This window comes from Anaerosporobacter sp., assembly GCF_965301125.1.
Window position 1 is genome coordinate 502 of record NZ_CBDLAM010000325.1, and the last position, 1,071, is coordinate 1,572.

Annotated in this window: 1 protein-coding gene; it reads right to left on the reverse strand. The window is 33.3% G+C overall.

All coding sequences use genetic code 11. The features are described from left to right. Positions 1-93: 93 nt before the first annotated feature. On the reverse strand, positions 94-306 hold the full coding sequence (locus ACW2QF_RS19435; RefSeq protein ID WP_455717669.1) for a hypothetical protein: 213 nt from the start codon (positions 304-306) through the stop codon (positions 94-96). Positions 307-1,071: the final 765 nt, after the last annotated feature.

Sequence of the window (1,071 nt, forward strand, 5' to 3'; positions counted from 1 at the left end):
ATGTATAAGTACCTTCTAATGCTGAATTTACAACAGCTTCTTTTTTACCGACGCTTGTATAGCCACCTGGTTCCCAGTATTCTGGCCACGCACCTAATTCATTTCCCGACGGAATTCTTTGCTTGATATGTTATCAATTGACACTATAACTTGGTTTTCTCCTAAATATCCCAGATCTAAACCTAGTGCTTTTTCTATCTTTGAAACATCGCCATTTGCATACTGTATTATTTCACTCAACTCATCACCAGACATAACGAAAGTTCCACCTTTACCACCAATTATTCCAGATGGTTCATTTGGCATTATTTTAACAGCTCCGCTTTCCTTAAACGACTGTAAATGCGTATTGATATATTTTTCACTCAAGTAAGTTTCTGGTTCTGGTTTCTGCCCTTTAGGTGTAATTTCTCTTTAACCACTCTTGATATCCATTCAGTGGGAATATTCATCAATAGAGTTTGTCATTTTACTTGCTCTTTCATCTGTTACATATACAAACCATTTTCCAGCCTTTTCTTCTATTACAACCTCGTTTTCCTTATTAGTTCTTTTTTCAGATAAATTAATCCTTGCAATTCTTCTTTTTTATAATTTCAATTGCCTTACTTCTTTCCATTTTATTTTTTCCTATTTAATCTCTTTTAATATTCTTATTCCTTCTAACTGTTCTACACTAATTGAAAATTCATATTGTACTGCTCTTCCGCTTCCCCAACCATCAACAGCTGCTGCATCTCCTTTAATGATGTAAGTCTTATATATATAATTACATTGATTACCAAAAGTGGATGTATTACTGTATTTATAAGTAATTAGCGAAACATATATTCTGTGGAAGAATGAATTTACAATTGAAAGAAGTCAGTAAAATTAAGCTTTTATAGAACCATGGCAATATAATGTCGGACAAATGCTTTTGTATACCCAATGCAATTTTTCGCTATAAAGTGTCCTCTTCCCCATCGGTAATGGACAAAAAACTATTAACTCCTGAATTCTCATCGACTTACGTCGACGAAGGCAGGAATAATAGTATTCTGATTTAAGGATTTTGATGTCCTAAAGTAT

Coding starts and splice junctions, on each gene's coding strand:
- ACW2QF_RS19435 (WP_455717669.1), bottom strand. CDS start 306: ATGCCAAATGAACCATCTGGAATAATTGGTGGTAAAGGTGGAACTTTC.